This is a genomic window from Providencia sp. PROV130 (assembly GCF_028482225.1).
Classification (GTDB): domain Bacteria; phylum Pseudomonadota; class Gammaproteobacteria; order Enterobacterales; family Enterobacteriaceae; genus Providencia; species Providencia rettgeri.
Window position 1 is genome coordinate 1 of record NZ_JAMPQC010000022.1, and the last position, 23,265, is coordinate 23,265.

Sequence of the window (23,265 nt, forward strand, 5' to 3'; positions counted from 1 at the left end):
TGTTCGCTGCATTACACTACCCAAGTCACATACTGCGAATATAACTTGGGAGCAAATACATGCTGGATAACTACTTCTTACCACGAGCTAGCGGAAGGTTTTCACCTGCCCAGCCAGAGATCCCTTCTTTCAGGACAAAGACTTTTTCAAAACCGTGTTGTGCCAGCTGTTCAGCAGGTTTACCTGATTCCATACCACTCGCAGAAACGATAATCACTGGTTTCTGTTTGTGTTTTTCTAATTCACCTAAATTATTCTCTTTAATTTCAGACGGTGTTAAGTTAATAGAATCAATAATGTGCCCTTTACGGAAATCATCGCGAGAACGTAAATCGACAACAACCGCCTCTTCTTTATTAATCAGTGTAATCGCTTGTGAACGAGCAATCACTTTCGTTTTAGAGAAAAGGCCTTTAAAGGTCATAACAACCACAGCAACTAATAGCGCTATCCAAACCAGACTCAATAACATGTTCCGGCTTACAAATTGCATGATTTCTTGGATCATGGGGGGCAATCACTCCCGTTAGTTAAAAACGAATATCAAAGGGTTCTGAGTATACCTTTGTGTTGAGCTAATTACAGCCAATTCCCGCAAACTAGCTTATTTTTTTTGCGCTAAGGCACGCAAAATTAACACCGTTCACTGAAAAATCGCTTTTCTGTTTCGAAGCGGTACGCAAATATTTTATCATAAACGTGCGAAACAGGTCTAAATCGTGCTTCAAATAGGCAGTGAATAAGAAAAAAGTATTGAATACTGGCTATACAAAATAAATCAGTGATAATAAAACTGTGTTATTTGACTTAATATAGTTCTGATTCAGGGCAAAAGTCCGAATTTATAAATGTTTTCAATACTATTTGTTAGACAGTGCTGGAAACCATCACTTGCAGATGAAATAATCAGTTATTGCATTTAATTGAGGTGATTTATCACGATGGCCAATACACATCATCGAATGAAAGTTTCATTTATTCGTCAGGCTATTAGCGCTCTCTTTGGGTTAGGGTTGCTTGTGCTCGCCCCAACACAAGCTGTGTTTGCCAACCAGATCACTGAAAATAAAGGGCAATTACATGATTTACTCAAAAGTATTGCTGAAAAAGAAAAAAGCGTAAAAGAACAACAAGCCAAGCGCTCAGCGCTGCTTGAGCAACTTAAACAACAAGAACAAAGTATTTCCGCCGCAGGGCGTAGCCTGCATGAAACTCAAAATCAGCTAAAACAATTAGATAAAGAAATTGTTTCCTTAAATAGCAATATCAAGCAGCTACAAACCAAAAAACAACAACAAGAAAAATTATTAGCTGACCAACTAGACGCTGCCTTCCGGTTAGGTAAACACCAAGGGTTAACCCTCATTTTCAAAGGTGAAGAAGGCCAACGAGAAGAACGCATTTTGGCCTATTACAGCTATTTAAATCAGGCGCGTGAAAAAAACATTGCTGCTTTAGAAGAAACCACGAAAGAGCTACAAGAACAAAAACAACTCGAACAAAAAAAACAAGCCGAACAAAAAACAACGCTGGCTCGCCAACAACAAGAAAAACGCAAGCTGGATAATGCACGCTCTTCGCGGCAAAAAACCTTAAACGCTCTTGAAAGTACATTAAAAGAAGACCAAAAAAATCTTGCTGTTCTAAAACAAAACGAAGCGAGATTACGCGACAAAATTGCTCGCGCCGAACGTGAAGCTAAGGCCAGAGCAGAGCGAGAGGCCAAAGAAGCCGCACGTATTCGCGCACAAGTCGCTGAAAAAGAACGTCAAGCCAAACAGAAAGGCTCAACCTATAAACCGTCAGAGAGCGAACGTTCACTGATGTCTCGTACTGGCGGTTTAGGGCGCCCTGCTGGGCAAGCTATTTGGCCAGTTCGCGGCTCATTGCTCCATAACTATGGTGATGTCATTTCCAGCGAACTGCGTTGGAAAGGCATGGTTATCGCCGCTAATGAAGGAACGCAAGTCAAGGCCATCGCCGATGGGCGCGTGTTACTGGCTGACTGGTTACAAGGCTATGGGCTCGTTGTCGTCGTTGAACACGGTAAAGGGGATATGAGCCTGTATGGTTATAACCAAAGTGCCTTAGTGAATGTTGGCCAAGAGGTTAGAGCAGGCCAACCTATCGCCTTAGTGGGTAGCAGTGGCGGCCAAGAACGTCCGGCCCTCTATTTTGAAATTCGCAGACAAGGTAAAACCGTGAACCCTCGTCCATGGTTAGGACGATAAATTTTAAATTCAATTAATTAGGATAACGTTATGTTGAAGCACCTACCCTTTCGGCCACTCATTCTCTTCTCATTATTAATGATGTGTCTACCGGTGAGTGCTGCAAAATTAGCGATTGTGATTGACGATTTCGGATATCGCGTCAAGGAAGATAACCAAATTTTAGCCTTACCCCCAGCGGTGACTATTGCCATTTTGCCAAGCTCTCCTCATGGTCGTGAAGTCGCAGAAAAAGCGCACCAGCAAGGACGCGATATTCTTATCCATATGCCAATGAAACCATTGAGCAAGCAACCATTAGAGAAAGACACATTAGCCCCATCGATGAGTGCAGAGGAAATTGACCGTATTATTAAGAATGCGATAAGCCGGGTTCCCTATGCAAAAGGCATGAATAACCACATGGGAAGTGAGATGACGTCTAACTTGGCAGGAATGCGCCATGTGATGCACAGCCTGTCAAAATCAAACTTATTTTTCCTCGATAGCGTGACTATTGGCAATACCCAAGCAGGTAATGCCGCCAAGGAATACGGCGTTCCCACGTTACGTCGCCATATTTTTATTGATAACCACCAATCGGAAGAAGAAACGCGCACTCAGTTGAATAAAGCCGTTGCTTATGCACGTAAACACGGCAGTGCGGTTGCCATTGGCCATCCGCACCCATCTACCGTTCGGACCTTGCAAAAATACCTTGCCCAACTTCCTGCTGATGTTGAATTAGTTGCCGTTAGTGCTCTGCTGAGCCCTCAATCTAAAACTAAACAACCAACATCGTTAAGAATGTTATCTGAGGAAGCGAAGAAGGCACAGCCTCAGTCCGAACAATCAATGCAAAATGAAATAAAAACAGCGCCAATCGAAGAAGCTGTTATTGGGCAACCTGAGACCGTTAGCCAACCAGAAAATGTAATTATTCCGCAAGAGCTTGGTATATGTGAGTTTACATTACCAACCTCTAAGAGACAGGGAATTGATTTTATTATGTTTGTTGTTGAGAGTATTTATAACGATAAGGCTTTACAACCCCTGCTGGTTTCGGGCGATAAAGCGCAAAAACGCCCGCTTTTCAAGCAACAGCAGTAAGCCATTTGTATTCCCCCTTCTTAGTGCAAAAGCCAAGAAGGGGACTGGATATGATAAAAATTTAATCCCAGTTTAAAATCACTTTACCAGATTGGCCTGAACGCATGATATCAAAGCCTCTTTGGAACTCATCAATGGGGAATTGATGAGTGATAATTGGTGATAAATCTAAACCAGATTGAATGAGTGTCGCCATTTTGTACCATGTTTCGAACATTTCTCGGCCGTAGATCCCTTTAATAAATAACCCTTTAAAGATCACTTGGCTCCAATCCGTTGCCATTGAGGCAGGCGGAATCCCTAATAGGGCGATTCTGCCACCGTGGTTCATGGTGTCTAACATGGTCTGAAAAGCGGCTCGCGCACCAGAAACTTCTAATGCAACATCAAAACCTTCTTTCATTCCCAATTCGTTCATCACGTCTTTTAAATTTTCACGACTGACGTTCACGGCACGGGAAACCCCCATTTTTTTCGCGAGTTCAAGTCGATAATCATTCACATCCGTGATAACAACATGGCGTGCTCCCACATGTCGGCACACTGCGGCTGCCATGATACCAATAGGCCCAGCGCCGGAAACCAGCACATCTTCCCCCACTAAATCAAAAGAAAGTGCCGTATGAACTGCATTACCAAATGGGTCAAAAATCGCCGCTATTTCATCAGGAATGTTATCGGGAATTTTAAAAGCATTAAATGCGGGGATCACCAAATATTCAGCAAAACACCCTTCTCGGTTAACCCCAACTCCAATTGTATTGCGGCAAAGATGGGTACGCCCGCCGCGACAATTTCGACAATGGCCACAAGTAATATGCCCTTCCCCTGACACTCGGTCACCAATTTTAAAGCCTTTGACTTCCTGCCCAATTGCAACAATTTCCCCTATATACTCATGACCGACAACCATTGGGACAGGAATAGTTTTTTGTGACCATTCATCCCAGTTATAGATATGTACATCCGTACCACAAATTGCCGTTTTGCGAATTTTGATCATCACATCATTGTGCCCGAGTTCCGGTTTCGGAACATCCGTCATCCATATACCTGGTTCAGCTTTCAGTTTGGACAGTGCTTTCATAAAAGACCTTTTATTTGATTATTTTTAGTTTTCTACCAATGCGGGTGAATGCATCAACAGCGTGTAAAATATCCTCCTCACTATGCGCTGCAGACATTTGAGTGCGAATACGTGCCAGACCTTGCGGCACAACAGGATAGAAAAAGCCCGTGACATAAATACCTTCATCAAGTAGCTCTTTTGCAAAAATTTGGGCGAGTTTAGCTTCGCCTAACATGACTGGGATGATGGCATGGTCTGCTCCAGCCAAGCTGAAACCCGCTGCTGTCATTTTTTCCCTAAATAACACAGCATTACGCCATAACTTCTCACGTAATGAGTGACCTTCTTTCATCATATCGATCACTTTGATAGATGCGGCTACAATTGCAGGAGCGAGTGAGTTCGAAAATAAATAAGGTCGAGAACGCTGACGCAGCCATTCAACAACCTCTTTTTTCGCTGCCGTATAACCACCAGATGCACCGCCAAGGGCTTTACCTAATGTCCCCGTGATAATATCAATACGCCCCATCACATCGCAGTACTCATGGCTACCACGGCCATTTTCCCCAACAAAACCAACAGCATGTGAATCATCCACCATCACCAATGCTTGGTATTCGTCGGCAAGGTCACAAATGGATTTTAAATCCGCGATGACACCATCCATCGAGAACACACCATCTGTGGCAATCAAAATATGGCGAGCCCCTGCCGTTTTGGCTTCCTCTAAACGTGCTTTTAATTCCACCATATTATTATTGCTGTAACGGTAACGTTTAGCCTTGCTTAACCTAACCCCATCAATAATTGACGCATGATTTAATGCATCTGAAATAATGGCATCTTCAGGGCCTAACAACGTTTCGAACAACCCTCCGTTCGCATCAAAACAGGAAGAGTAAAGAATGGCATCTTCCATCCCAAGAAAGTCAGCAATTTTGCTTTCTAGTACTTTGTGGCTATCTTGAGTCCCGCAAATAAACCTTACCGATGCCATGCCAAAGCCATGGCTATCCATTCCTTGCTTTGCTGCCTCAATCAATGCCGGATGGTTTGCAAGCCCTAGGTAATTGTTAGCACAGAAATTAATAACCCGTTGACCGCCAACAATTTCAATGTCAGCATCTTGTGACGAAGTAATAATGCGTTCATTTTTGAATAACCCGTCGGCTTCAATTTGCACCAATTGCTCTTGGATCTGCTGATAAAATCTTTCTGACATGATTTCTTCCTGTGAAGTGGCTATTAATAGAGTTTAATAATAGTCTCTACAAGTGGCGATATTCACAGCATAAATAAGTCAAGTTTGCTGCCAAGATCACGATATTTCCCTTGTTCTCATTTAAGTGTCAGCTCAATTCTCTTCTATCAATGCTACCGTCTGCGCCAAGAGATGTTATTATAGTCACCAATTACGATTCTATTTTCTTAACCCATTTGAGGTATACCCAATGATCATAGTCACTGGCGGAGCTGGTTTTATTGGTAGCAATATTATTAAAGCCCTAAATGCAATCGGCCGTACAGATATCCTAGTCGTTGATAATCTGAAAGACGGGACTAAATTCGCTAACCTTGTTGACCTTGATATTGCGGATTATGCAGATAAAGAAGATTTTATTGGCAGTATCATTGCGGGTGACGATTTCGGTGATGTCGATGCGGTATTCCATGAAGGTGCTTGCTCGTCAACCACGGAGTGGGATGGCAAGTATATGATGGACAATAACTATCAGTATTCGAAAGAGTTACTACACTATTGTTTAGATCGCGAAATCCCATTCTTGTATGCTTCTTCTGCAGCAACCTATGGTGGTCGTAGCGATAACTTTATTGAAGAGCGCCAATTCGAAAAACCATTAAATGTCTATGGTTATTCGAAATTCCAATTTGACCAATATGTGCGTGAAATCCTGCCAGAAACTAACTCACAAGTCTGTGGTTTCCGCTATTTCAATGTCTATGGGCCAAATGAAGACCATAAAGGCAGCATGGCAAGCGTTGCTTATCATTTAAATAAACAAATTAATGAAGGGCAAAGTCCAAAACTGTTCGAAGGGAGCGATACTTTCCGCCGTGATTTTATTTATGTGGGTGATGTGGCCGCGGTAAACTTATGGTTCTGGGAAAATAATGTCTCAGGTATTTTTAACTGCGGAACAGGGCGTGCGGAATCTTTCCAAGCCGTTGCTGATGCAGTCACTGAATTTCATAAAGATAAAAATGTGGCCATCGAATACATTGAATTCCCTGAAAAATTAAAAGGTCGCTACCAAAGCTTCACACAAGCTGACCTCACTAAGCTACGTGCCGCCGGCTATACTGCCCCCTTTAAAACGGTTGCAGAAGGTGTCACCGAATATATGCATTTGCTCAATAAAGACGCATAACGCTTATTTCTGAAGAATCATTTATGAAAATATTGGTGATCGGCCCCTCATGGGTAGGGGATATGATGATGTCACAAAGCCTTTATCGTACGATCAAGGCCTTACATCCCCATGCACAGATTGATGTGATGGCACCACAATGGTGCCGTCCTTTACTCGCCAAAATGCCCGAGGTTAACGAAGCCATTCCTATGCCTCTCGGACATGGTGCTTTGGAAATTGGGGAACGTCGTCGATTAGGTAAGAGTTTGCGGGCAAATGGCTATGATCAAGCTATTGTGTTACCAAATTCCTTAAAGTCTGCATTTGTGCCTTTCTTTGCAAAAATCCCTAAAAGAACGGGATGGCGTGGAGAAATGCGCTATGGCCTACTCAATGATATTCGTCCACTAAATAAAGAAGCTTTTCCTTTAATGGTGCAGAGATATGTTGCTCTTGCTTATGATAAGCAAACTATTAAATCAGCTTCCGATATTCCGACACCCATTTTACCGCCTAAACTAGTGACGGTGCCGCAAGAAGTTACTAACACCCTGCAAACTTTTGGGGTTGATGGTTCTCGCCCTATTATTGGTTTTTGCCCAGGCGCAGAGTTCGGCCCCGCCAAACGTTGGCCTCACTATCACTACTCCTCTCTTGCTCAAACACTGATTAGCCAAAAAGGCTATCAAGTACTGCTATTTGGTTCACAAAAAGACCACGAGGCAGGTGAAGCCATCCGTTTAGAGCTGACCGATGATGCGAAATTACATTGCCATAATTTTTCAGGAAAAACATCTTTAGAACAAGCCGTTAATCTAATTGATGCCTGTACTGCAGTTGTCAGTAATGACTCTGGTTTGATGCATGTCGCGGCAGCGCTAGGTAAACCGCTTGTCGCCCTGTATGGCCCAAGTAGCCCTGATTTTACCCCGCCATTATCAGATAAAGCAGAAGTAATCCGCCTAATTACGGGGTATCACAAAGTGCGTAAAGGTGACGGTGAAAGTGGTTATCACCAAAGTTTAATTGATATCCAACCTCAATTAGTTATCGATGCGTTAGCTCGGTTAAATATAGGTATTGAATGATGAGAGTATTATTAGTCAAGACATCTTCAATGGGAGATGTTTTACACTCATTACCTGCACTGACCGATGCACAGCAAGCCATATCGGGTATTCAATTCGATTGGGTCGTTGAGGAAGGCTTTGCGCAAATTCCAACATGGCACAGCGCTATTAACCGAGTGATCCCTGTGGCCATTCGCCGCTGGCGAAAAAATTGGTTTTCTGCGCCGATCAGAGCCGAACGTGCTGAATTTCGCAAGAAATTACAAGCAACACATTATGATGCTGTCATTGATGCACAAGGGTTATTAAAGAGCGCTTTTCTTGTCACCCGCTTAGCGCATGGCGATAAACATGGCTATGACCGCCATAGTATTCGCGAACCATTAGCCAGCTTCTTTTATGACCATCGTTATGCAATCAGCAAACAACAACATGCCGTTGAACGTATTCGCCAGTTATTTGCCAAAAGCCTTGGTTACACTTGCCCAACACAACAAGGCGATTACGCGATTGCTCGACACTTTTTACAGTCAGCAGAAGAGCATCAAAGCCCTTATGTCATTTTTTTGCATTCAACTACCCGTGATGATAAACATTGGCCTGAAGAAAATTGGCGAGAACTTATTGGACTGATGGCTGAAAGTGGTATCAAAATTAAATTGCCCTGGGGAGCACCTCATGAGCAGCAACGAGCAGAACGATTAGCAAAAGGCTTTGATTTTGTTGAGGTCTTACCTAAACTCACATTAGCTGAAGTTGCAAAGCAAATTGCAAACGCTAAAGCGGTGGTTTCTGTCGATACTGGGCTTAGCCATTTAACAGCGGCACTTGATAAACCTAATTTTACCCTGTTTGGGCCTACTGACCCCGGCTTGATTGGGGGATATGGGCAAGGGCAGCATAAAATTAGGTCAGTTGATAATTCGATGGCAAGTATTAGAGCTGACGAAGTTTATCGGCACCTGGTTAACAAGATAAAGTAAACGGTTAACTTTTGAATATAAAGTAACCGTTTATTTATACCAGCTTACTATGCCCTATTTCATATTTTCCGGCGCAATAAACCCAAAGCACATGGTTTCAGGGGCGGCATCCGGTTCAGAACGATAAATCACATCTTCTTTTTCTATCGTAAACTGCGGCCAGAACTTACGCACCTTGGCAAAGTTTTCATGGGCGCAATCATCGTATTTCTTGCCCAGCAATAATGCACCATGTTGACGAATTTCGGCTTCAGTAATATCCCGGTTGTACACATTTGGCGGCATATGTTTTTCCATTGACCAAGGTTGGATCACATGCGGCCTATCTTTCCCATAAATAATAAACCATTGATATTGGTTATCTTCGCCGCCAACATATTTAACCGGTGTGCCATAGCGCTGGTACCAACGTTGTTCCCCGTCTGCTATCAAGGTTTTTACGCCAATAAATTTTTGCCCTGCTCCACGGATATTCGCAGCCTGAACCGTGATATAACCAACCACTACTAAAACACCAAAAATGGCAAAACCAACTAATGACTTCTTAAACGGTTTTCTTGGCATCACGGTTATTGAGCCAACAAATAAAGGCGCACTAATAGCCATAAATGGCTGCAACCATTCAGTTATTCGACCACCATCGTGGAAAGAGAACCAGCCGTATATCACAACCAGTGGAAAAAGAAGAATAAAGTTAGCCATGCGGTTAGGCAACGCTTTAGGCCACCCTAATTTTCCACCACTGCAATAAACAATAATCGCAGCAATCACTAACGGATAAAACACGCTAAGTGCGGCTTGTGTGGTGTGAAGATTAAACCCAGGGTCGATTTGTGAATCTACCCATTTGAAAGCCGAAAAATCCGTTGCCATCAACCAAAAGAAATTTGGCAATACCAAAGCAAACCACAAAACTATCGCTAGGTAAAAAACAGGATGACGATAGCTTTGGCGAACTTGTTTTACAAATAGGGTCAATAAGAAAACAGACCCAACTAGCGCCAAGGTTGAGTATTTACCCATAGTTGCAAGACCCGCAAATAAGGCAAATGGTAACCACCATGCTGGGTTATCATCAACAGCACGTAAAAAGAAATAAATAACCCAAGGCCATAATGTCACTAAAATATAGTTATCATTATAAGGAATGATATCGAAATTAATGACACCAGATAAATTCAACATTAGCATTGCAAACCAAGCGAAATCACGACGCCCAGTCAAACGAAAAGCTAGCTTCCATACCCCAAGTAAGCCAAATGCAATACCCACAAAATGGCTAAAATACCAATAAAAGCTGTAGGAGATATCAAGATAAATTGCAGGCCACATCATCACGCCAACAAACCATGGGTTTTTAGGTGATCCCCACTCTCCATTCATTCCCCAGTTCACTGCTTCTACTGTGTCATAAGGTACGGTTGGGTCGAAATAAAAACTCGCTAAGATCCAAACGATGGCATAGCTTATGACCCATAAATAAACATATTTATTTGAAATTGATTGATTAGTGGCTGGCATATAGTCTTAGAAAGATAAGCAAAAGTTCCAACATTCCATTTGGATACTACCCTTATAGTAATAAACCAAATCGAATGACTCTATAATAAACGACGCAGTCTACTATAGTTTAAATGCAATACTAGGATGTGCCATAAAATATTCGCAATTCATTGCTGTAATGTTCAAGTTAATACTCAAAAAAAGACATTACTTAGCTTTATTGCTCTCTCGGAGGTAAATAGGGTTGCAACAGTTTTAATAATCGTTGAAGAGCACCTTGGTTCTCATGAAGAACCTCGGCGGCATGACGCCCATAATATAACCGGTAATCTTCATCAGAAAGTAAACTGGTCACGGCTTGGACCATTGATTCACTGTCTGTCACCGTAATTAAGCCATCTGCTTGAGTTAATTTTCCACAAATATCTTTGAAATTAAATGTGTGAGGCCCCATTAACACGGGTAGCGCATGAGCAGCCGCTTCGAGCGGGTTGTGCCCCCCAGTTTCGACCAAGCTTCCCCCGACAAAAGCAATGTCTGCAATTCCATATAACAGCATCAGTTCACCCATGGTATCACCAATCACCACTTGAACATCTGCGGACGGAATCGTATTCGCACTGCGACGAATAAAGGTTAAACCGGCTTTTTGAGTTAGTTCTTCTGCTTTGGCAAAGCGTTCTGGATGGCGAGGGACTAAAATTAACAATAAATCAGGAAAACGAGATAATAATTTTTGATGTGTTTCTAAGACAATCGCTTCTTCACCCTCGTGAGTACTGGTCGCTATCCAAACGGGGCGATGCGCCGCCCATTGGCGCCGTAAAGTTATTGCCCTAACAGCTAATTCAGGCGTCACAGAGATATCAAACTTCAGGCTCCCCGTGACACTCAATTGCATTCGCCGCAACCCTAATTGAACGAAACGTTCACCATCTTCCTGATGCTGTGCTGCGACCATAGTGACATTACGAAGCATTCGTTTCACAAAGCTACCCAGCTTTTGATACCCTGCAGCAGAACGCTCAGAAAGTCTTGCATTTGCAATAACCAATGGAATTTTACGTTTATGCAATTGGTTAATCATGTTTGGCCATAGCTCAGTTTCCATTATGATCACAAGTTTTGGGTCAACTTGTTTCAGGAAGCGGTGCATTGAGCCAGGAAGGTCATAGGGTAAATAAACGTGGTCGACGTCGTCACCAAATGCAGAAAGCACACGCTCTGAGCCTGTTGGCGTCATCGTGGTTACTGTTATTGGCAAAGACGGATAATGATGGCGAAGTGCGCGGACTAGTGGAACGGCTGCGAGGGTTTCCCCGACAGAAACTGAATGTAATAAAATGCCTTGAGGTTTTACTTTTCCCGCACAAAAGCCGTATCGCTCACCCCAGCGTTTACGATACGCAGGCGCTTTACGGCTGCGCAGCAATAGGCGAACCCATATAAATGGTTGGATAAGATAAAGAAGTACCTGATATAGACGCAGCAATAACATTCGATCTGATTCACTTACCAAAATTGGCGCTATCTTATCATAAAGCGCAAATAAAAGTGTGTAGAATATGCACCTAAAAATAGCAGTAAAATCTCATCTACAGTTGCAACCCTACTAGATAGCCGATACTGTTAACGCTTATTCATGCTATTTTTTCGAATAGATAATACAAACAACGAGATACTATCATCATGATACACAAGGCTATTTACCCTGGTACGTTCGACCCAGTAACATCAGGACATGTTGATATTGTTACCCGAGCAGCAGCAATGTTTGACCATATCCTGTTGGCTATTGCTAATAGCCAACGAAAAAACCCGATGTTTTCCCTTGATGAGCGCGTCGCCCTTGCGAAAGAAGTGACATCTCACCTTGATAATGTTGAAGTTGTTGGGTTTTCTGAGCTTATGGCTAATTTTGCGCAAAAAAATGGCGCCAATATTCTTATTCGTGGAGTTCGTTCTGTAGCTGATTTCGAATATGAGTGGCAGTTAGCAAATATGAACCGGCACTTTGTTCCTGACTTGGAAACCGTATTTTTATTACCATCGCAAAGTTTATCCTTTGTTTCTTCTTCATTAATCAAGGATGTTGCACTTCACGATGGTGATATTTCGTCTTTCCTACCCCCAGTGGTTGCTGAGGCAATGCTAAAGAAACTCAATAAAAAATAGCTAGATCTCGCTATTTTTGACATTGCGGACAAAAGAAGGTGCTACGTTGCCCCTGTTTAATGCTTTCTATTGGCGTGCCACACATTGAGCAAGGTTCACCCTTTTTTCCATAAACAAACAGTTCTTGGGCAAAGTAGCCCGGTTTACCATCCGACTGTAAAAAATCTTTTAGTGTCGTACCACCTTGTTCAATAGAGCGCTGTAACACCTTTTTGATCTGCAACACTAGTTCAGTAATTTCAGTTAACGTTAAGGTATTTGTAATTTTTTCAGGTGATATTTTTGTCGCAAATAATGCTTCATTAGCATAAATATTACCCACACCAACAACCACTTTGTTATCCATTAACCATGGCTTAACGGCCACTTTTTTCTTTTGCGCTAATTCATAAAGATATTGCGGGTTAAAGGCGTCTGATAATGGCTCAGGCCCTAAGTGTGCAAGTACCGAACTGTTTTCTAAATCATCACACCAGAGCCAAGCGCCAAACCGGCGAGGATCCGTATAGCGCAAAACCTTACCGTCTCGCATGACTAAATCCACATGGTCATGCTTTTCTTCAGGCAATTCTTCGGTCAGAATACGCACACTACCAGACATTCCCAAGTGAACAATAATCCAACCTTTTTGCAATTCAATCAGCAAATATTTGGCTCGACGTTGGACACTTAAAACCGCTTCATCTGATAAACTTTTAATTTGTTCACTAACCGGCCAACGTAAACGACCGTTACGCACAATGGCGTAAGAGATTGTATTACCAACTAAATGTGGCTCTATCCCACGACGACTGGTTTCAACTTCGGGTAGTTCTGGCATTATCTATTCCCAGCTATTTATGCTACTCATAATAAATTTATGTTACTAAACCACGGCTATGTTATAAATTCAAATATAATGCAGACTGGCTGATAACACATTTGTATCATCACCAATAGGAACAAATGATAAGATACGTATTTACATTTAAGCACCTTTCCATCAATATAATTGATATTTGACCATAGCACTAAGTTTAAAAACTGGTATGTTTTTTATGACAAATATTAAGTTATCTATCGTTGTACCCTGCTATAACTCAGAAAAATATATTGAGGCATGTTTGGCCTCTGTATTATCATTTATGGATAACAGCGTTGAATTAATAATTATTAATGATGGTTCAACGGATAGTAGCGAAAATATCATTCATAATATATTACATAAATATGATAATAAGAATATTCACTACATTAAAAGAGAAAATGGCGGGTTATCTAAAGCCAGAAATCACGGTATCTCTGTTGCTTCTGGTGAATATATTGCATTTTTAGATGCAGATGACTATTTTGATGACAATTTTTATCAAAATATATCCCCCATTATCTCACACTCGATTTATGATATTATTGAATTTGATACTGTAAAGTTCGAAGATAGCGAGCCATCTAAAACAAAAATCATTTCAACCACTCACTATTGTGGGGCAACAACAATAGACTGTGTTCAAGACTTATACCCCGTCTTCAAAAATAAAAAATGGTTTGCTTGGTCTAGAATATATAAAAGTGATTTATTTAAACTCATTGGCATACACTATCCTGATAGAGTTCTCTATGAAGATATGGCAACAACCCCAAAGCTTTACCTAAAAAGCAAAAATATTTATAGCATTAACAAAACATTAATTCATTATCGTGTTAATGAAACTAGTATTACCCAAACGTTTAGGCGAAGTGATATTAATAGCCTCATTTATGTAATGGCAGAGCTTTCCTTTATTGCGCTTATTTATGGTGATGAAGTAACGAAAATGTTGAGCAAAACACTGTCCGAAACGTTACACTTACTGAAAAAATCTATCTCCAGAAATACAGCAGCACCTCTTACTCATGAAGAGATATACCAAATAAAACAAGCAACGTGTATTTTCAAAAAATATTTAAAATTAAAAGATAGACTTCAATTAGCTTTTTTAAAACAATATTGTCAGTTTCGTACCAAAAATAGGTAATGTCGTGAAAAATAACAGTTATGTCGTGTCTCAATTCCCTTTTTTACTACTTTTTCTAGTTATACTAGGGATGTTTACTAATGATACTCAAGGGGTATTGAATGTTTCCGCGGTCATATTGCTACTATATACTATCTACACCGCTGTCAAAAATAAAATCAACCCTTGGCATGACATACTCACTATCGTTAAAACTCGGAAAATGTTGTTTCTCTTTGGTGCCTGGGGGTTATTTTGTGCACTATTTTTCACATATGCTGATTTTACATTAGCCGCATTAAAAGCTTTTTTTGATGACTGGCGTTACGTCGTTATTATTTCTTTATTCTTAGTCGTTTTCAAAAGCGAATTGCCAAAATCAAGTAAAACGATTACCTATGCTCTGATCTGTACCCTCGCTTTCACCTTATTTATTATCCCAATATTAAAACAGTTTAAAGATAGTGATTTACCTTTATATCTACAGCTTAGATATGGTTTTGCACACTATATGTCGTTGCTATTTCCATTTACATTCAGTGCATTTTTTCTATTTAAAACGAAATTTTTAAGAACGCTGATGTTATTTTTATCAATCTTAGCATTTTTATTTTTGCTATATACAGGCAGTCGTGGTGGTATACTTGCTGTCGTTATTGAATCTTTTTTTATCCTATTACTATTGTCATCTAATTATAAGAATTTAATTATCAATAGCTTTAGACTGGGTATTTTAGCTATATCAATTATATTGGTATCATACTATACCTTACCCCAAGTTAAGAATAAGATCGATCAAACTATTTACTCTAATAATATCACATCAGGTAGAGATAAAATTATCACTACCCGACTCCCTATTTTCATGAATGAAAATAAAATAAAACTCGTTGGAATCGGTTATGGTTCTGTAGCATACAGCCAATATTTGCTTGATAATAATGCAGAAAAAAAGATTGGACGTTACTCTGAGAAAAAAAAGATATATGTATATCATAATGATGACCCTTTTTTCTTAAATATCACTTACAATATCGGTTTTATAGGGTTAGCCTTATTCCTAATCGCATTTTTTATTAACATGAAAGATTTATTCAAAGATATTAGGATAGAAAAAAATATACTTAATGTAGGTATATTTGTATCATCTATTGGTTATTTTTTAGTTTACTGCTTGTTTGAGTTTATTTTTATCGATATCTTCATCTTGTATAATATATTAACTGCTATTTTGATTAAAAAAGTATTATCTAGATAGTATGAAGCCTCGTATTCTGAACAATTACGAGGCTTTATCAATACGGTATTACAGATTATTTAATGATTTTTTTCACTAAATATTTTATTGTGGTAACTATAAACCCGATATAGTCGCCATTTTTTCTTAAATGTGATTTTTTACGAGATAATTGTTTATACCCTTCAGGTTTCATTAATGGTACATTTTTCCATGGAGAATGAGCTCTAGCTACTTCAAAAAAAGCATATTCTTGGTAAAAATTAGCCCATTCATGAAATGGTTTGGTTAAGCCAACAAAATGAATAAAGACGACTTCATCTGGTATTTTGGTAATATGCCCTTTACTAGTAATATACCAATCAAGCGAGAACATGAAATTAAAGTTTTCACTAATATTGACAAGCTTATTATTTAGTAAAATATTCAATGCATCTTGATCAGGATGTGTAAAGTCATTTTCACTTACCAATTCAATAACACGATTAGGAATATTATTTTCCGCCATCCGTTTAATTGACATATACAGAAATCCGGAATTAAAATATTTATCCATATCCATTGGTAGTGTTTTTTTATCGCTAATAAATTTATCCTTTACTGCATACAAGAAAACATCATTATTAAATTCTAATTCTTTTAAAGAAGATAAATTTCCTTTACAAATAATATCTGCATCTAAATAAAGAAGTTTGTCAATTTTTGTCGATAAAAACGAGATAATTACTAATCTAAAATAAATTGCATGACTCCAAGCTTGCGAAGGAAGTGGCAACTTTTTAAACTTTTCGTTATCTATTAAGTAAATAGTGATTTTATGTTGGCTATTTGCAACTAGTCCACGAAAAAGATTTTCATCTTTTAAATTATCGACAAAGATATGAAAATGGAAATGAGTATCCTGATTATTAATCATCACCGATGAAATCGACGTTCCTACTCCATAGAGAAATTTATCATCAACACCATACGCTATATGAAAATAGTTGTCTTCACTCACATCATTTTCATTAATCTTAATTTGAGTTCTGATCATTTCGTGGTTTATCATTTTTCGTTTTCCTTTACCAACTTCAATCATCTAAATGATAAGTAATAGTTTTATATTCATGTAACCCATACACTAGTTATAAACGATACTTTTCACTTCTTTTTTCGATTCGTTTAGCCTTGTAGCCCGCTTTGTGGATTAAACGTTTTTCCTGTTGCAAAATAACTCGCAGCGATAAACCAAAATAGATTTTCATAAAACGAAGAATATCACGCTGAGTAAGCCCAATATTTAATGATGAGTAATATAAACCAATTAAATCTTTATCGCGCCAACGGGTTGGAACCGAATTTCTGAGTTGTGCTCGGTGCAAATCAATTACTGATATTTTTAACTGTTCTTCATTTCCCGTAAATGGCAAATGCAGTAAAAAATGGCAAATATAACAATCACGATGGTTAATACCCGTTGCGTGCATTTTGCGCACCATCTTCGCAACTCGACGAATAATCATTTGTTTGGTACTAAAAGTTGGCGGGTTATCTAGCCAATTTGCACAATAATCTTCCAAACTCACCGTCGGAGTCAAATCTTCAGTAATAATAAAGGAGTGGCGACGAAGAGGGTTAATCCCTTTTTGCCCAAAAGCTCGACCATTCATCGTGTCAACTCCCACTTGAGTCAGCTGATGAATAGCATTCCACTCTCTGTCAGCGCCTAATACCGGCAACCGAAAAGAAAATAGATTTTTAAGAACTTCCTTTAGTGTCGTCCCATAATGAATTTTCACAAAATAACTGCGCCCCTCAAGTTCAAAACGCAGAGTTTTACGCGATTCTAACGCACGAAAAACTTCACCTTGTAGCTTATCCGCCTCGATAAATGGATCTTTATTCTTCCACAATTCACTGAAAGGGGGTTTTAACTCAATCATTCGCTTCCCCTAAAATAATATCTGCGGCTTTTTCTGGTAAACTATACAAATCTTCTGTATCAGCAAAATATCGCGCATTACTTGCCCATTGTGCTAATTGAGCCGGATTTTTTAAACTATCTTTTAGAGCCAAGTTCAGAACCGTTTGTTCAAAGGGCTCATTTACCACAATACCGCATTTGGCTTGGCTAATAAATGAAGCATATCCACACACTTCTGTGACAATAATCGGTAAACCCGCGGTAATTGCCTCTAATAACACAATACCCGCAGCTTCTTGATAAGCCGGATGCATTAATATATCGGCTGCAGCCATTAATTCTGCAATATCATTACGTCCACTAAAGAAAGAGACTTGTGAGCCGATTCCTAACGTTTTCGCTAACTGTTGGTATTTCACCGGTTTATCTTGGCCGACTACCATCAATAGCGTGTTTTTCTTAATGTCATCGGGCAATGCCGCAATGGCTTTTATGGTACGGTCAACACCTTTACGTTTGAAGTCAGAGCCCACCTGCAATACTAAAAATGCAGATTCAGCTATTTGATTTTTTTCACGATAAACTTTTTTAGCATCTGCAATTTGTTTATCATACTTTCTATCTTGGGCAATGCCGGGAGGCAGCATATGAAAACGTCCTTCTTCAGTTCCATAATGCTTTTTGAAATGACGAATTTGATGTGGCGTTAACATGAGTAATTGTGTCGGTTTTCCCACTGCAAAAACAGCTTTTTCAAATGCGGCATAGTGTTTGTAACGAGGCGTCAGCTTATAAAAAAAACCTTTTTCTTCAGCGACTTTCTGGGCATAGCAGACATCTGCTGCATAATACACATCCAGCCCTGGCATTTTATTGAAACCAATTACCCGCTCAGCAGGATGCTGCTTTAAATGTGCCAACACCCAGTCACAATATTGTGCATTTCGCCCATGATTCGTTTTTGATGTCACCGGCACGATAATAATTTCAAAGCCGCTAGGCTTATCACCATCCCATGATTGGGTATAGACACGTACTTGATGCCCACGTGATTGGCATTCCGTTGCAATACGTAGAAAATCCCGCTGTAACCCACCAAACGGAAAGTATTTATATAAGCAAAATGCCAGATTCATGTTAATACCTTGTCATCATAGAGCGAATATTCATCGGCAATATTTTCTCGGTGGCTTTAATTACATCGGATGCAGGGACAATAGATAAATACTTTTTACTGCGGTCAAGTTCATCTCGCGGAGGCATAGGTTCATAGTCTCCGGCCCAGAATTGCACACTATTATCGCTCCAAGGCCGCCAAAAAATATGATTTGTCGCACCGAAAAGACACACAATTGGTGTTTTGACTGCAGCAGCAATGTGCATCGGTGCTGAATCAACACCGATGAATAAAGCGGCATGAGCAATCAGTGCGCCTAACTCTGGAAATGAAGTCTTTCCTGCAAGCTCAGTAACAGGCGTTGTTTGGCAGCCATTTGCAATATCACTGATACATTCTAAATCTTCTTTACTCGGCCCCGAAGTTAAAACTACTTGATAACCACGAGACTGCAATGCATCAATGACCGCTGAAAACTTTTCATTATCCCAACACTTAAAAGCTTGGCGCGCTGTTGGTTGAATAACGACATAGCTGCTATGGACACCTAAGCTTAGTAACCTTTCATCAATATTTTTCCAATCCTGCTCTGAATAAGACATCGTTAGATGTGTTTTTAATTCTTTTATTTCTAACGGCTTGAGCACTGATAGGTTATTCAGAACAACGTGTTCGCCTTCAGGTTCTGTCAAATGCGTAAAACTATTACGCCAGTATTTAGAATCTCGATGGGTAAATTGATGGGAAATTTTTGTGTCAGCAGGAATAGCCCGAACTAATACACTCACCATCCACTGATCTGCGAGGTTAACAACTAAATCGTATTTATTTTTACGCAGCTTTAGCAGTAGCTTAATAAAATTACATGCTTTACTTAGGCCACTACTTTTTTTCCCCGCCATGCCGTATAAAGCGTTAATTTCAGTATTTTCAGAGAGAATCGGGATAGTATCCTGATAAAGCAAAACGTCAATTTTAGCATCAGGATATCGGTGTTTTAATGAGCTGATAACGGGTGTTGTCAGCAACATGTCCCCATGAAACCTCATCTTGATCACAAGAATTTTTTTAAACTGTTTTTTCACCAGGCACTCTTAATCAAGTCTATATGTAAAAGACAATAGTCATTCGACAACAAATATCATTATTAATTCAATGAATACTCACTATGTTACTACTTTCATAATCATGGTCATAGCTTCGAATGCGCATATCCGCGACAGCCCAAATTTTAGGTAAAAAAAAACTCAGCCGAAGCTGAGTTTTTAACGCAGAAAGCAAAATTATTTGATTTTTGCTTCTTTGTAGATCACATGCTTACGAACAACTGGATCGAATTTTTTCAGTTCCAGTTTTTCTGGCATTGTGCGCTTGTTCTTCGTAGTGGTATAGAAATGACCTGTACCTTCAGAAGAGACTAGCTTGATTTTCTCGCGAATACCTTTAGCCATTTTTTAGCTCCTTAGTACTTCTCACCACGGGTACGCAGTTCAGCAAGAACAGCATCAATACCCTTTTTATCGATAACACGCATACCTTTAGCAGATACACGCAGTGTTACGAAACGTTTCTCAGACTCAACCCAGAAACGGTGAGAGTGCAGGTTTGGCAAAAAACGACGTTTGGTCGCGTTTAATGCGTGTGAACGGTTGTTACCGCTCATTGGACGCTTGCCAGTAACTTGGCAGACTCGTGACATGTCTATTCTCCAAAAATCTAATCAGCTCGAGCTTTTTTGTTCTGGGTATGGCCGCCTCGTCAGGCTTAGGAGCCCATCTCAGCAAACTTTCATTGACTGAAAAAACCGTTGATACCTAAATAAAGATTTACTTTACTAAAACGTAAAAATTTACTGAGATAGGCCCTTCTCGCCAAACCCAAGATCCTTAAAGGTGGCGTAGTATACGCTTTCCATCGTTTTCACTCAAGCCCAACGCAAAGAAAGTTGTCATTTTTTAGGCAAAAAAATAATTTTATAGCCATCCTCGCTCCACAAATGACACACATTGCTTATGGCCAACGACAAAATGGTCAAGCAGTTTAATCCCCATAATAGTACAAGCACGTTGGATACGCTCTGTCACTTGCCTGTCTGCTACGCTTGGTTCCGGGTTACCTGATGGATGGTTATGGGCGAGTATAATCCCGTTTGCGTTCATTTTTATGGCAAAGCGAATGATTTCTCTGGGGTGAACTTCAACTTTGTTTAAAGTACCTTTAAACAACTCTTCATGACAAATAATTTGATTTTTATTATTTAAAAATATCACGACAAAAACTTCACGCTCTTGCCCTGCAAATAAATCCAACAACTTTGCTTTCAACTGCTCAGGCCCAGTCATCACATCTTCATGTAAAAATTGTTCAGAGAAAAAACGGCGAGCTAATTCACTCACCGCCTGTAATTGGGTAAATTTACAACTCCCCATTCCTTTACATTGCTTGAGTTTTTCGTAGTCTGCTTGTAGAAGCAAATATACTGAACCAAACTCCTGTATTAAACGCTTCGCAAGCTGTAAAACGGGTTCGCCTTGACTCCCTGTACGCAGAAAAATAGCGAGCAGCTCAGCATCAGATAACGCAGCAGCCCCGTATGCGAGTAGCTTTTCTCTTGGTGGTAGGTCTAGATGTTCACTCATCATATTCTTTGTCCCTAAATCTCTTGCTTCCTTTTTATCTAGGCTAAAAAACATTCACAACCGCTCTCATAAGGGTTTGCGTAGCGCTTCGCAAAAATAGTACTGTGATGAAAAATCGAGCGCGCCACCTCGCGCTTCTCTGTGGTAATATGCCTCCCATGTTGACCGAATTGGATAAAAATAATGAATCAACTGTCACTATTAGGTAAGCAGATAGTTATTGGCATTAGTGGGGGCATTGCTGCGTACAAAATCCCTGAACTCACCCGCCGTTTGCGCGATAAAGGTGCGATTGTGCGTATTGTGATGACTCAAGGTGCAAAAGCCTTTATTACGCCTTTAACCTTGCAAGCCGTTTCAGGACATCCTGTTTCTGATGACCTGCTAGACCCAGCCGCTGAGGCGGCTATGGGACATATTGAACTCGCTAAATGGGCTGACCTTATTATTCTAGCGCCTGCTACTGCGGATTTAATTGCTCGCCTCAGTGCAGGAATGGCAAATGACTTACTCACAACAGTTTGCCTTGCTTCCGCAGCACCGATTGCACTTGTGCCAGCAATGAACCAACAAATGTACCGAGCAAAAGCAACTCAAGAAAATTTAATCAAACTGCAACAACGCCAATGTATGATTTGGGGGCCAGATGCAGGCAGCCAAGCCTGTGGTGATATTGGCCCTGGTCGCATGATTGACCCACTAGAAATTGTTCGTCTAGCCAGTGAGTTTTTTACCCCTAAACTCGACTTACAAGGCATCAAATTAATGATCACTGCTGGCCCAACAAGGGAAGCGCTAGACCCAGTTCGCTTTATTAGTAACCATAGTTCGGGGAAAATGGGTTTTGCCATTGCTAAAGCAGCCAGTCAACGTGGTGCCGACGTCACTTTGATTGCGGGCCCTGTAAATATTGAAACACCAGAAGGGGTTAACCGGATTGATGTCATGAGTGGCTTAGAGATGTATGAACAAGTGCATCAAACCATTGCTGAACAAAATATTTTTATTGGTTGCGCTGCAGTTGCAGATTATCGCGCAAAAAACATTGCTGAAAATAAAATAAAAAAACAAGGTGATGAAGTTTCGATTACACTTATCAAAAATCCAGATATCGTGGCTAGTGTCGGAAGCCTAAAACACAATAGGCCATATGTTGTTGGGTTTGCAGCTGAAACCCAAAATGTGGAAGAATATGCACGCCAAAAACGACAACAAAAGCAACTCGACCTCATTTGTGCCAATGACGTCTCACTAGCAGACAACGGGTTTAATAGCGATAACAACGCGTTACATCTTTTTGATGCTAACGGTGATATCCGTTTGCCTCACTGTAATAAAAACGAATTAAGCCACTATTTACTTGACGAGATACTTCAACGTTATGAAAAAAATTGACCTAAAAATCCTTGATAGCCGTATCGGTAATGAATTTCCTCTACCAGCCTATGCCACCACTGGTTCTGCTGGTTTAGACCTACGTGCATGCCTTGATGCACCAATCGATTTGGCACCAGGTCAAACAGAGCTTATTCCAACAGGTTTAGCCATTCACATTGCAGATGAAAGTCTTGCTGCGGTCATCTTACCTCGTTCCGGTTTAGGTCATAAACATGGCGTTGTACTGGGCAACCTCGTTGGCCTCATTGATTCCGATTATCAAGGCCAGCTCATGGTGTCTGTCTGGAACCGGAGTGACAAAGCTTTTACCATTGAACCTGGCGAACGCATGGCACAAATGGTGTTTGTCCCAGTTGTTCAGGCGGAATTTAATATTGTTGATGATTTTGACGCAACTGAGCGTGGAACTGGCGGTTTCGGTCATTCTGGCCGTCAATAAATAGAATATCCTGATAACTAATATGCTAGATAGAACCTAAATTAGGTTCTATCTTTATGAA

The 23,265-nt window shown here is 40.3% G+C and carries 23 protein-coding genes; 10 read left to right on the forward strand and 13 right to left on the reverse strand.

What is annotated here, in order from left to right; translation table 11 throughout:
* Positions 1-70: 70 nt before the first annotated feature.
* Positions 71-508 (reverse strand): rhodanese-like domain-containing protein, encoded by a 438-nt coding sequence (locus tag PSF28_RS15120; RefSeq protein WP_004265159.1) that lies wholly within the window; start codon positions 506-508, stop codon positions 71-73.
* 433 nt (positions 509-941) lie between these two features.
* Here PSF28_RS15120 and envC point away from each other — a divergent pair, with 433 nt between their 5' ends.
* Both envC and PSF28_RS15130 read left to right on the forward strand, forming a co-directional pair.
* Positions 942-2,231 (forward strand): murein hydrolase activator EnvC, encoded by a 1,290-nt coding sequence (gene envC, locus PSF28_RS15125; RefSeq protein ID WP_102140716.1) that lies wholly within the window; start codon positions 942-944, stop codon positions 2,229-2,231.
* A 30-nt stretch (positions 2,232-2,261) separates the two neighbouring features.
* Positions 2,262-3,320, forward strand: a complete 1,059-nt coding sequence (locus tag PSF28_RS15130; RefSeq protein ID WP_102140717.1) for a divergent polysaccharide deacetylase family protein — start codon at positions 2,262-2,264, stop codon at positions 3,318-3,320.
* A gap of 61 nt (positions 3,321-3,381) precedes the next feature.
* On the opposite strand, the gene tdh is transcribed toward PSF28_RS15130, so the two are convergent.
* Complete coding sequence (tdh, locus tag PSF28_RS15135; RefSeq protein ID WP_102140718.1) at positions 3,382-4,407, reverse strand: L-threonine 3-dehydrogenase; 1,026 nt, start codon at positions 4,405-4,407, stop codon at positions 3,382-3,384.
* 10 nt (positions 4,408-4,417) lie between these two features.
* Positions 4,418-5,614 carry a glycine C-acetyltransferase gene (locus tag PSF28_RS15140; protein ID WP_102140719.1) on the reverse strand — a complete coding sequence of 399 codons (1,197 nt, stop codon included), beginning with the start codon at positions 5,612-5,614 and terminating at the stop codon, positions 4,418-4,420.
* A gap of 229 nt (positions 5,615-5,843) precedes the next feature.
* Here PSF28_RS15140 and rfaD point away from each other — a divergent pair, with 229 nt between their 5' ends.
* From rfaD to rfaC, 3 genes are read left to right on the forward strand one after another with little or no spacing between them, the layout of a single operon-like run.
* A complete protein-coding gene (gene rfaD / locus PSF28_RS15145) occupies positions 5,844-6,782 on the forward strand; it encodes an ADP-glyceromanno-heptose 6-epimerase (protein ID WP_102140720.1) in 939 nt (312 codons plus the stop codon).
* Between the two features lie 23 nt (positions 6,783-6,805).
* Positions 6,806-7,852, forward strand: coding sequence for an ADP-heptose--LPS heptosyltransferase RfaF (rfaF, locus tag PSF28_RS15150; RefSeq protein ID WP_102140721.1), 1,047 nt, complete (start codon positions 6,806-6,808; stop codon positions 7,850-7,852).
* Positions 7,852-8,817 (forward strand): lipopolysaccharide heptosyltransferase RfaC, encoded by a 966-nt coding sequence (rfaC, locus tag PSF28_RS15155; RefSeq protein WP_272685318.1) that lies wholly within the window; start codon positions 7,852-7,854, stop codon positions 8,815-8,817. The genes rfaF and rfaC overlap by 1 nt, the downstream gene beginning before the upstream one ends.
* A 54-nt stretch (positions 8,818-8,871) precedes the next feature.
* On the opposite strand, the gene PSF28_RS15160 is transcribed toward rfaC, so the two are convergent.
* Both PSF28_RS15160 and waaA read right to left on the reverse strand, forming a co-directional pair.
* Positions 8,872-10,338: a glycosyltransferase family 39 protein gene (locus PSF28_RS15160; RefSeq protein WP_210838307.1), complete on the reverse strand. Its 1,467-nt coding sequence runs from the start codon at positions 10,336-10,338 to the stop codon at positions 8,872-8,874.
* A 199-nt stretch (positions 10,339-10,537) separates the two neighbouring features.
* Positions 10,538-11,818 carry a lipid IV(A) 3-deoxy-D-manno-octulosonic acid transferase gene (gene waaA / locus PSF28_RS15165; RefSeq protein ID WP_102140551.1) on the reverse strand — a complete coding sequence of 427 codons (1,281 nt, stop codon included), beginning with the start codon at positions 11,816-11,818 and terminating at the stop codon, positions 10,538-10,540.
* A 191-nt stretch (positions 11,819-12,009) separates the two neighbouring features.
* Between waaA and coaD the strand changes: the two genes are divergently transcribed.
* Positions 12,010-12,495, forward strand: coding sequence for a pantetheine-phosphate adenylyltransferase (gene coaD / locus PSF28_RS15170; RefSeq protein ID WP_210838305.1), 486 nt, complete (start codon positions 12,010-12,012; stop codon positions 12,493-12,495).
* Between the two features lie 10 nt (positions 12,496-12,505).
* Here the strand turns inward: coaD and mutM are convergent, their stop codons facing one another.
* The gene (mutM, locus tag PSF28_RS15175) at positions 12,506-13,315 is read right to left on the reverse strand and encodes a bifunctional DNA-formamidopyrimidine glycosylase/DNA-(apurinic or apyrimidinic site) lyase (RefSeq protein WP_272685291.1); all 810 of its coding nucleotides are present in this window, start codon (positions 13,313-13,315) and stop codon (positions 12,506-12,508) included.
* Between the two features lie 217 nt (positions 13,316-13,532).
* On the opposite strand from mutM, the gene PSF28_RS15180 reads away from it, so the two are divergent.
* On the forward strand, positions 13,533-14,489 hold the full coding sequence (locus tag PSF28_RS15180) for a glycosyltransferase family 2 protein (protein ID WP_272685292.1): 957 nt from the start codon (positions 13,533-13,535) through the stop codon (positions 14,487-14,489).
* Positions 14,490-14,493: 4 nt separating this feature from the next.
* Positions 14,494-15,726: an O-antigen ligase family protein gene (locus tag PSF28_RS15185; RefSeq protein ID WP_272685293.1), complete on the forward strand. Its 1,233-nt coding sequence runs from the start codon at positions 14,494-14,496 to the stop codon at positions 15,724-15,726.
* Positions 15,727-15,781: 55 nt separating this feature from the next.
* On the opposite strand, the gene PSF28_RS15190 is transcribed toward PSF28_RS15185, so the two are convergent.
* The 7 genes from PSF28_RS15190 to radC form a co-directional block, all read right to left on the reverse strand.
* A complete protein-coding gene (locus PSF28_RS15190) occupies positions 15,782-16,756 on the reverse strand; it encodes a glycosyltransferase (RefSeq protein ID WP_272685294.1) in 975 nt (324 codons plus the stop codon).
* Between the two features lie 76 nt (positions 16,757-16,832).
* A complete protein-coding gene (gene rfaP, locus PSF28_RS15195) occupies positions 16,833-17,630 on the reverse strand; it encodes a lipopolysaccharide core heptose(I) kinase RfaP (protein ID WP_102140555.1) in 798 nt (265 codons plus the stop codon).
* A complete protein-coding gene (locus tag PSF28_RS15200; RefSeq protein ID WP_272685295.1) occupies positions 17,623-18,747 on the reverse strand; it encodes a glycosyltransferase family 4 protein in 1,125 nt (374 codons plus the stop codon). Before PSF28_RS15200 ends, rfaP begins: the two co-directional genes overlap by 8 nt.
* Position 18,748: 1 nt before the next feature.
* Positions 18,749-19,813, reverse strand: a complete 1,065-nt coding sequence (gene rfaQ, locus PSF28_RS15205) for a lipopolysaccharide core heptosyltransferase RfaQ (RefSeq protein ID WP_272685296.1) — start codon at positions 19,811-19,813, stop codon at positions 18,749-18,751.
* A 198-nt stretch (positions 19,814-20,011) separates the two neighbouring features.
* Positions 20,012-20,179, reverse strand: coding sequence for a 50S ribosomal protein L33 (rpmG, locus tag PSF28_RS15210; RefSeq protein WP_004265124.1), 168 nt, complete (start codon positions 20,177-20,179; stop codon positions 20,012-20,014).
* Positions 20,180-20,190: 11 nt separating this feature from the next.
* Positions 20,191-20,427, reverse strand: a complete 237-nt coding sequence (rpmB, locus tag PSF28_RS15215) for a 50S ribosomal protein L28 (protein ID WP_004265123.1) — start codon at positions 20,425-20,427, stop codon at positions 20,191-20,193.
* A gap of 274 nt (positions 20,428-20,701) precedes the next feature.
* Positions 20,702-21,370 carry a RadC family protein gene (radC, locus tag PSF28_RS15220; protein ID WP_004906900.1) on the reverse strand — a complete coding sequence of 223 codons (669 nt, stop codon included), beginning with the start codon at positions 21,368-21,370 and terminating at the stop codon, positions 20,702-20,704.
* Between the two features lie 180 nt (positions 21,371-21,550).
* On the opposite strand from radC, the gene coaBC reads away from it, so the two are divergent.
* Both coaBC and dut read left to right on the forward strand, forming a co-directional pair.
* Positions 21,551-22,762: a bifunctional phosphopantothenoylcysteine decarboxylase/phosphopantothenate--cysteine ligase CoaBC gene (gene coaBC, locus PSF28_RS15225; RefSeq protein ID WP_210836462.1), complete on the forward strand. Its 1,212-nt coding sequence runs from the start codon at positions 21,551-21,553 to the stop codon at positions 22,760-22,762.
* A complete protein-coding gene (gene dut, locus PSF28_RS15230; protein ID WP_272685297.1) occupies positions 22,749-23,204 on the forward strand; it encodes a dUTP diphosphatase in 456 nt (151 codons plus the stop codon). The genes coaBC and dut overlap by 14 nt, the downstream gene beginning before the upstream one ends.
* Positions 23,205-23,265 lie beyond the last annotated feature (61 nt).